6 protein-coding genes are annotated in these 8120 nt (G+C 67.9%); 1 reads left to right on the top strand and 5 read right to left on the bottom strand.

Going from position 1 to position 8120, the window contains the following annotated elements; translation table 11 throughout:
* The 4 genes from DID96_RS25095 to DID96_RS25080 all read right to left on the bottom strand — a co-directional run.
* Positions 1–458 (bottom strand): beta-ketoacyl synthase N-terminal-like domain-containing protein (locus DID96_RS25095; protein ID WP_311767770.1); only part of this gene is annotated, 458 nt, incomplete at its 3' end.
* Positions 459–557: 99 nt separating this feature from the next.
* Positions 558–2423 (bottom strand): class I poly(R)-hydroxyalkanoic acid synthase, encoded by a 1866-nt coding sequence (gene phaC, locus DID96_RS25090; protein WP_124601950.1) that lies wholly within the window; start codon positions 2421–2423, stop codon positions 558–560.
* 354 nt (positions 2424–2777) lie between these two features.
* The gene (gene pgeF / locus DID96_RS25085) at positions 2778–3617 is read right to left on the bottom strand and encodes a peptidoglycan editing factor PgeF (RefSeq protein WP_124601949.1); all 840 of its coding nucleotides are present in this window, start codon (positions 3615–3617) and stop codon (positions 2778–2780) included.
* Between the two features lie 6 nt (positions 3618–3623).
* Entirely contained in the window at positions 3624–4823 is a 1200-nt protein-coding gene (locus tag DID96_RS25080; protein ID WP_124601948.1) for an RluA family pseudouridine synthase, read from the bottom strand.
* Positions 4824–4864: 41 nt separating this feature from the next.
* Here DID96_RS25080 and DID96_RS25075 point away from each other — a divergent pair, with 41 nt between their 5' ends.
* Positions 4865–5689: an outer membrane protein assembly factor BamD gene (locus DID96_RS25075; protein WP_124601947.1), complete on the top strand. Its 825-nt coding sequence runs from the start codon at positions 4865–4867 to the stop codon at positions 5687–5689.
* 124 nt (positions 5690–5813) lie between these two features.
* On the opposite strand, the gene DID96_RS25070 is transcribed toward DID96_RS25075, so the two are convergent.
* A complete protein-coding gene (locus tag DID96_RS25070; protein WP_124601946.1) occupies positions 5814–8075 on the bottom strand; it encodes an ATP-dependent DNA helicase in 2262 nt (753 codons plus the stop codon).
* Between the last annotated feature and the right edge of the window lie 45 nt (positions 8076–8120).

Genomic DNA, 8120 nt, shown 5'->3' with positions numbered 1-8120 from the left:
TTGTAGACGTCCCACAGGCCGTCGACGATCATCGTGTCGACCAGCTTCGCGTCGCCCATCCGGAACCCGTCGCGCGAGCCCGGCAGCACGTGCGGCGCCGCGCTCATGTTCTCCTGGCCGCCCGCGATCACGATGTCCGCGTCGCCCGCCACGATCGCGTTCGCCGCCAGCATCACCGCCTTCAGGCCCGAGCCGCACACCTTGTTGATCGTCATCCCCGGCACCGCGCTCGGCAGCCCGGCCTTGATCAGCGACTGCCGCGCGGGGTTCTGGCCCGAGCCGGCCGCCAGCACCTGGCCCATGATCACTTCGCTCACCTGCTCCGGCTTCACGCCGGCCCGCTCCAGCACCGCGCGGATCACCGTTGCGCCCAGCTCCGGCGCCGCGATCTTCGCAAGCGTGCCGCCGAATTTGCCGACCGCGGTCCGCGCGGCCGATACGATCACTACGTCGGTCATTTCACTTTCCTCCGGGCCGGCGCGACACGACGCGTCGCTACCCGCCCTGTTAAAAAAACTTCGGCGTACCGGACAGCGTGCGCCGCTGTCCGGCATTCGTCAATCGCGCTGCAACACGTAGCGGCCAGGCGCCGGCTCGATCACCGGGAACTGCGCCGAGCCGAGCTGCGCGGGCGGCGCCACCTTGCGGCCGCCGTACTGGTCGAGCCATTCGACCCACGTCGGCCACCAGCTGCCCGGATGCTCGGTCGCGCCGGCGAACCAGTCGTCGGCCGATTCGGGCAGGCTGTCGTCGTTGACCCAGTAGCTGCGCTTCTTCTTCGCGGGCGGGTTGACCACGCCGGCGATGTGGCCCGACGCGCCCAGCACGAACCTCAGCGGGCCCGTGAGGATCGACGCCGATGCATAGGCCGTCTTCCACGGCACGATGTGATCCTCGCGCGAGCCGTAGATGAACGTCGGCACGTCGATGCGCGACAGGTCGACTGCTTCGCCGCACACGGTCAGCGCGCCCGGCACGCGCAGCCGGTTCTCGAGATAGGTATTGCGCAGGTACCACGCGTACATCGGGCCGGGCAGGTTCGTCGAGTCGCCGTTCCAGTACAGCAGGTCGAACGGTGCCGGCGTGCGGCCCTTCAGGTAGTTGTCGACGACATAGTTCCACACGAGATCGTTCGGGCGCAGGAACGAGAACGTGTTCGCAAACTCGACGCCGCGCATCAGCCCGGGCGGCGTGCCGTTCTTGCCGCCGATCGTCTGCTCGCGCATCTGCACGTGCGCCTCGTCGACGAACACGTCGACGACGCCCGTATCGGAGAAGTCGAGCATCGCGGTGAGCAGCGTCATCGACGCGGCCGGGTGCTCGCCGCGCGCGGCCAGCACCGACAGTGCGGTCGCCAGCATCGTGCCGCCGACGCAGAAGCCGAGCGTGTTGATCTGCTCGCGGCCGCTGATCTGCTGCACCGCATCGATCGCGGCGAGCAGACCTTCGTTCATGTAGTCGTCCCAGGTCTTGTGGGCGACCGACGCGTCCGCGTTGCGCCACGACACGAGGAACACCTGGTGGCCGCACGACAGCGCGTGCGCGACCAGCGAATTCTCGGGCTGCAGGTCGAGGATGTAGAACTTGTTGATGCACGGCGGCACGATCAGGAGCGGCCGTTCGAAGACCGTCTCCGTCTTCGGCTGGTACTGGATCAGCTGGATCAGGTCGTTCTCGTAGACGACCGCGCCTTCAGTGCAGCCGAGATTCTTGCCGACCACGAACTGCGATTCGTCGGTCTGCGAAATCTTGCCGCGCTGCATGTCGCCGAGCAGGTTCATCATCCCCTGCCGCAGGCTCTCGCCCTGCGTCTCGAGGATCGATTTCTGCGCGTCCGGGTTGAGCGCGAGATAGTTGCTCGGGGCCGCCGCCGCCGTCCATTGCTGGACCGCGAAGCGGATCCGCTCGCGGGTCTTCGGATCGGTCTCGAGCGAGTCGGCGAGTTCCTGCAGGTAACGCGCATTGAGCAGGTACCACGCCGCCGCGAACGCATGCGCGGGCGAGGCCTTCCATGCGTCGCCGCTGAAACGGCGATCCTTCAGTTCAGGCACATCGAGCGTCGTGGCGGTCGCCTGCTGCATCAGCGTCATGCAGTCGCGCGCATAGTCGGCCTGCAGCTTCTGCAGGCGTTCCGGCGGCACCGCGGCCACCGGCAGCTTCATGCCCGCGAACGGCGACGCCGCAACGCCGAAATCGGGCATCGACGGCATCTGGAACGGAAACGTTTTGGGGAACTGAAATGTCGCGAACGGATTCGTCGCGGCCGACGCGGTCGCGGCCCGAGCCGGATCCGCGAAGCCTCGCCACGCGGTCAACCACGCCTCGAACATCTGCTGCATCGGCTGGACTGCCTGGTCGAATGCCTGGCGGCCAGTGGAAGTGTCCGCCTGTGCGGACGTCGACGAGTTTTTCGATGCTGTCATTACCTGCCTTACCGGTGATTCCTGAGCGTCTATCGTGGAAATCCTGCTCGTGGCGCGGCATGCCGGCCAAGCGAGCCGGGCCGTCATGCTCTGGAGAGGCATCTCCAGATTCTGCCGCAGTGCGGTATTTTTATCATTATCGTTTTCCCCATGTGAAGCACTGCGTCAAACCATTGTCGTTTTCGGCACGGAGATAATCCACGCACAACAGGCGGGACAAGGCTTCCGGCGAACGGGAAAACATTTTGATCCGCTTGACTTCGCTTTTTTTCATTCGACCGCGCAAGCAACGCCGAAACGCCGCATAAATACCGGGATAAATCGATTCTGCATCGCAGCAAGCCTAACGCGAAATCAATCGGCAAGCCAGATGGCAGCGGCCATGCGGCCCGTCACCCGGTCGCGCCGATAAGAATAAAAGCGCGCCTGCTCGGTGACCGTGCACGCGCCGCCACCGCTCACGTGCGTCACGCCCGCGCGCGCGAGTCGCAGCCGGGCCAGCGCATAGAGATCGGCAAGATACTTGCCGGGCGCGCCGTCGATCGCGGCGAACGCATGCCGGGTTTCATCATGCTCCGACTGCGGGGCCGTGTCGAGAAATGCGTCGCGCACGTCCGCGCCGACCTCGAACGCGTGCGGGCCGATCGCCGGCCCGAGGAACGCGCGCAGGCCGTCCGGCTCACCGCCGGCAAGCGCTGCAACGCGCGCCGCGGTGTCCTCGACGATGCCGGCCGCAAGCCCGCGCCAGCCCGCGTGCGCGGCGCCCACCGCGCGCCCCTGCGCATCGCACAGCAGCACGGGCAGGCAGTCGGCGACCATCACGACGCAGATCGCATGCGCGCGGTCCGTCACGCTCGCGTCGGCCTGCACCGGCGCGGCGGCAGCAGGATCGGCCGCGATCACTTCGTCCGCGCGCACGACCCGTGCCCCGTGCACCTGCTCGAGCCACGCCGCGCGCGGCTCGCCCGCGAGCGCCAGCAGTCGCGCGCGGTTCTCGGCGACATGTGCCGGATCGTCGCCCGTATGCAGACCGAGATTCATCCCGCCCGGCTGTGCGGCGCCCGCCTGCCAGCGCCCGCACGGGCCCTCGCTGACCCCGCCGTCGCGCGTCGTGATCAGCGCGCGCACGCGCGGCGACACCTGCCAGTCGGGCTGCACGCAGTCCTGCCACGTCAATGGCGCCAGATTCGTCATCGGCACTCACTCCTCCTCATCGTCCTGATACGGCTCGTCGTCATACTCGCCGCCGAAATCGTCGTCGTACGCCCCTTCATCGTCGAAATCGGCGTTGTCCTGCCCGAATCCGAGCGCCTCGACGAGCGCGGTCATGTCGTCCGGCAGCGGGCAGCGCCATTGCATCGTCCTGCCCGTCACCGGATGCACGAGACCAAGGCGCCACGCGTGCAGCGCCTGCCGCGCGAAGCCGTCCGGCAGCGGCTGCACCGACCGCTTGCCGCGCGCGCGCCCGTACACCGGGTCGCCGAGCAGCGGATGCCCGACGTGCGAGCAATGCACGCGGATCTGGTGGGTGCGGCCCGTCTCGAGATCGCACTGGATCGCCGAAACCGGCTGACGTTGCCACAAACATGTGTCAACCGTGCGGAAATGCGTGCGTGCGGGCTTGCCCGACGCGCCCGTCACGACCGCCATCCGGGTGCGCTCGCGCGGATCGCGGCCGATCGGCGCGTCGATCGTGCCTTCTTCGGGCATCGTGCCCCACACGAGCGCAAAATAGCGGCGCTTCACGGTGCGCGCCTGCAGCTGGCGGACGAGATCGGTCTGGGCAGCGAGCGTGCGCGCAACCACCATCAGGCCCGACGTTTCCTTGTCGAGCCGGTGGACGATGCCGGCGCGCGGCAGGCCGGCCGCCGCGTCGCCGTAGCGGTGCAGCAACCCGTTGAGGATCGTGCCGCTCCAGTTGCCCGCCGCGGGATGCACGACGAGGCCCGCCGGCTTGTTGATGACGACGAGCGCGTCGTCCTCGTAGACGATGTCGAGCGGCACCGGCTCCGGCGTGAACGCGAGCTGCTCCGGCAGGAGGTCGGGCACGAGCTCGATGGTCGCGCCGAGCGGCACCGGCTGGCGGACCTTCGCGGGCGCGCCATCGATGCGCACCCGCTGGGCGTCGATCCAGCTCTGCAGCCGGCTGCGGGAGAATTCGGGAAAGAGTTGGGCGAGCGCCTTGTCGAGGCGTTCGCCGGCAAGCGACGCGGGAACTTCGACGACGCGCGGCGCTTCGTCGGCCGCAACTGGCGGCACGACGGACGACTGCAGCGCGTCGCCGGTCAGATCGTCGTCGAGCGAATCGCCGGAAGCAGCGTCGGCTGGCCGATCGCTTGGGCTATAATCTTCGCGATTTGGCTTGCCCGGCTGGGCATTCTGCGAACTTGAACGGGTCATTTAGACTGGGTCACCGAGACTTGAAGCTAGGACATGCGAGCATGATGAATTCGACCAAACGTGCGGCAAGAACCGTCGTCGCCCGGGCTACGGCGGTTGCAGCCGCGGCCCTCATCGCGGGCTGCCACGGCTTGCCGCAGAAGCAGGACGAGACAGCGACCTGGTCGAGCAACAAATTATACTCAGAGGCCCAGGACGCGCTGTCCGGCGGCGACTGGGGCAAGTGCGCGAAATACTTCGAGGCGCTGCAGGGTCGCGACCCGTTCGGGCATTTCGCGCAGCAGGCGCAGATCAACGTTGCATATTGCAACTGGAAGGACAACGAAGCGGCTGCCGCCGACCAGGCCGTCGACCGCTTCATCCAGCTCCACCCCGATCATCCGGATATCCCGTACGCGTACTACCTGAAGGGGATGATCCACTTCAACGACGACCTGGGCCTGTTCGGCCGTTTCTCCGGCCAGGACATGAGCGAACGCGACCCGCAGGCGCTGCGCGAGTCGTACGATGCGTTCAAGGTCGTCGTCGATCGTTACCCGAAGAGCAAGTACGCGCCCGACGCCGCGGCCCGGATGCGCTATATCGTCAACGCGCTCGCGTCGCACGAAGTGCACGCCGCGGACTACTACTACCGCCGCGGCGCATATGTCGCGGCAATCAATCGTGCCCAGCTCGCGATCAAGGACTACAAGGGCGCGCCGGCGATCGAGGATGCACTGCACATCATGATCCTGTCATACGGCAAGCTGAACCAGCCGCAACTCGCCGAGGACACGAAGCGTGTGCTCGCGGGCACGTTCCCGGACAGCCCGTACGTCACGGGCCACGCGCGCCCCGGGGCGAAGAAGTCGTGGTGGCAGTTCTGACCGACCGGGTTGCATCCCGCATGCATCCCGCAGTGTCCAGCAAAAAACCGGCCCTTGCGGCCGGTTTTTTTGTCCCTGTCGACCGGCCGCAACGCACCGCGCGCGGCCGGCCGGCGCGTAGCGATTACACGCGCCTGGCCGCCCGGTGTTCGGCGAAGAACTCCTCGACGACCTCGATCTCGCGGGTGCGCTTGAACGGCGGCAGGCTCTGCCAGATCCGGCGCCCGTAGGGCTTGTCGACGAGGCGCGTGTCGCAGATCATCAGCACGCCGCGATCCGTTTCCGCGCGAATCAGACGACCCGCGCCCTGCTTCAGCGTGATCACCGCCTGCGGCAGCTGATGCACGGCAAACGGGCTCAAGCCCTTCTTCGTCAGTGCCTCGAGGCGCGCGGCCAGCACCGGATCGTCGGGCGGCGCGAACGGCAGCTTGTCGATCACGACGAGCGACAGCGCGTCGCCGCGCACGTCAACGCCTTCCCAGAAGCTCTGGCTGCCGACGAGGATCGCGTTGCCGTATGCACGGAAGCGGTCGAGCAGCTCGGTGCGGCTCGCATCGCCCTGCACGAGGAGCGGCGTATTCCAGCCACGCGATTCGATCACGTCACGCAGCTTCGCGGCGATCCGGTCGACCGCGCGCAACGTCGTGCACAGCATGAATACCCCGCCGCCCGACGCCTCGATCGCCGGCAGCGCGGCGTCGAATACAGCATCCGTGAACGCCGGCGACGACGGCTGCGGCAGGTTGCGCGGCACGTACAGCAGCCCCTGCGTCTGGTAGTCGAACGGGCTCGCGAGCGTCATCGAACGGCGCGAGCTGAGCCCCATTTGTGCCGCATAGTGCGTGAAATCGCCGCGCACCGACAGCGTCGCCGACGTGAAGACCCATGCGCGCGGCACGCCGGCGCGCTGTTTCGCGAAGATCGGCGCGACCGACAGCGGCGTTTCGTGCAGCTGGACGGTATGCGAGAACACCTCGACCCAGCGCACTTTCTCGTTGAGGTCGTCGCCAGCGCCGGCCGTCGGCCCGGACGCTTCGGCCCGAGCGGCCTCCTGTGCGGCGCCCGGTGCGACCCAGCCGGCCAGCAGTTCCTGCAGCTCGCGCGCGCGCCGCAGGCATGCGCCGAGCGATTCCGCCCGTTCGGCCTGGCTCGCGAGCGCCGATGCGAGCGCATCGAGCGCGGCCTCGAGCCCGTCGAGCGCACCGAACATCGGGTGGTCGTCGCCGAGCTGCGCGAGCGACATGCGCACGATCGTGTCGTCCGCGAACGCGAGCCGCAGGTCCCGCGCCGCGCGCTCGAGCGCGCCGCCGAGCTTCACCCACTCGACCGCGTCGCGCGCGTGGCTCAGGCCTTCCGCGACCGTGTCGCGCGCGAGCTCGAGGATCTGCGTCGTCGACAGCGTCTCGCCGAAGAACAGCGTCGCCGTCTCGGGCAGCTGGTGCGCCTCGTCGAAGATGACCGTGTTTGCGGTCGGCAGCAGCTCGGCCATGCCGGTGTCGCGCAGCATGATGTCCGCGAAGAACAGGTGGTGATTGACGACGACGACGTCGGCCTGCTGGGCCTCACGCCGCGCCTGCATCACGAAGCAATCCTTGTAGTGCGGGCATTCCTGGCCGAGGCAGTTGTCGCGGGTCGACGTGACCATCGACCACACGGGCGACGTCTCCGGCACGCTCGCGAGTTCGGCCTTGTCGCCGCTCTTCGTGATCTTCGCGAAGCGGACGATTTCCTGCAGGTAGGCCGTGTCCTGGCGCGATGGCAGCCGCCCGTTGTCGGCCGTGCGCTGCAGGTAGTAGTGGCACAGATAGTTCGCGCGCCCCTTCAGCATCGCGACCGTCACCGGCACCGCGAGCGCGTCGCGCACGGTCGGGATGTCGCGCTGGAACAGCTGGTCCTGCAGGTGCTTGGTGCCCGTCGACACGATGACCTTGCCACCCCATAGCATCGCGGGCACGAGATACGCATAGGTCTTGCCGGTGCCCGTGCCGGCCTCGACGATCAACGTGTTGTCGCCGGCGTCACCGGCGTCGCTGTCCGCATCCGCATCGGCGCCGCCGTCCGCGCCGGCCTCGGCCGCGCTGCCCTTGTCTGCATCGTTCTGCAACCGGCGTGCCGGACGCTTGCGCGTGTCGAAGATCTCGGGTTCGGGCATCCGGCGCGCGGATGCCTCCATCGCAGCCGCAACCGCGCGCGCCATCTCGATCTGCGACGCACGGGGCCGGTAGCCGTCGAGCGCGCGCGCGAACAGCCCGCCGTCGCCGAAGATCGTGTCGAGTTCGTCGACGCGCTTGCGGCTCAGCTCGAAGGCAGCTTCGGGCGCACGAACGCGCCCGGCGGACGAGCTGTCTCGCCGGGCATCGGGGGTGGCTTCAAGCGGTGAATTCAAGGCAAGCGTTCCTGTGTCCAGCGCCCGTTGCGGCGCCGGCGCTTG

Origin of the sequence: Burkholderia sp. Bp8963 (assembly GCF_003854275.1) — a bacterium.
In the GTDB taxonomy this organism is placed as follows: Bacteria; Pseudomonadota; Gammaproteobacteria; order Burkholderiales; family Burkholderiaceae; genus Burkholderia.
This window is presented reverse-complemented; position numbering and strand designations above follow the sequence as displayed.

Bases quoted from the DNA above. Each gene is read 5' to 3' on its own strand.
- phaC (WP_124601950.1), bottom strand. From the start codon at position 2,423: ATGACAGCATCGAAAAACTCGTCGACGTCCGCACAGGCGGACACTTCC.
- pgeF (WP_124601949.1), bottom strand. From the start codon at position 3,617: ATGACGAATCTGGCGCCATTGACGTGGCAGGACTGCGTGCAGCCCGAC.
- DID96_RS25080 (WP_124601948.1), bottom strand. From the start codon at position 4,823: ATGACCCGTTCAAGTTCGCAGAATGCCCAGCCGGGCAAGCCAAATCGC.
- DID96_RS25075 (WP_124601947.1), top strand. From the start codon at position 4,865: ATGATGAATTCGACCAAACGTGCGGCAAGAACCGTCGTCGCCCGGGCT.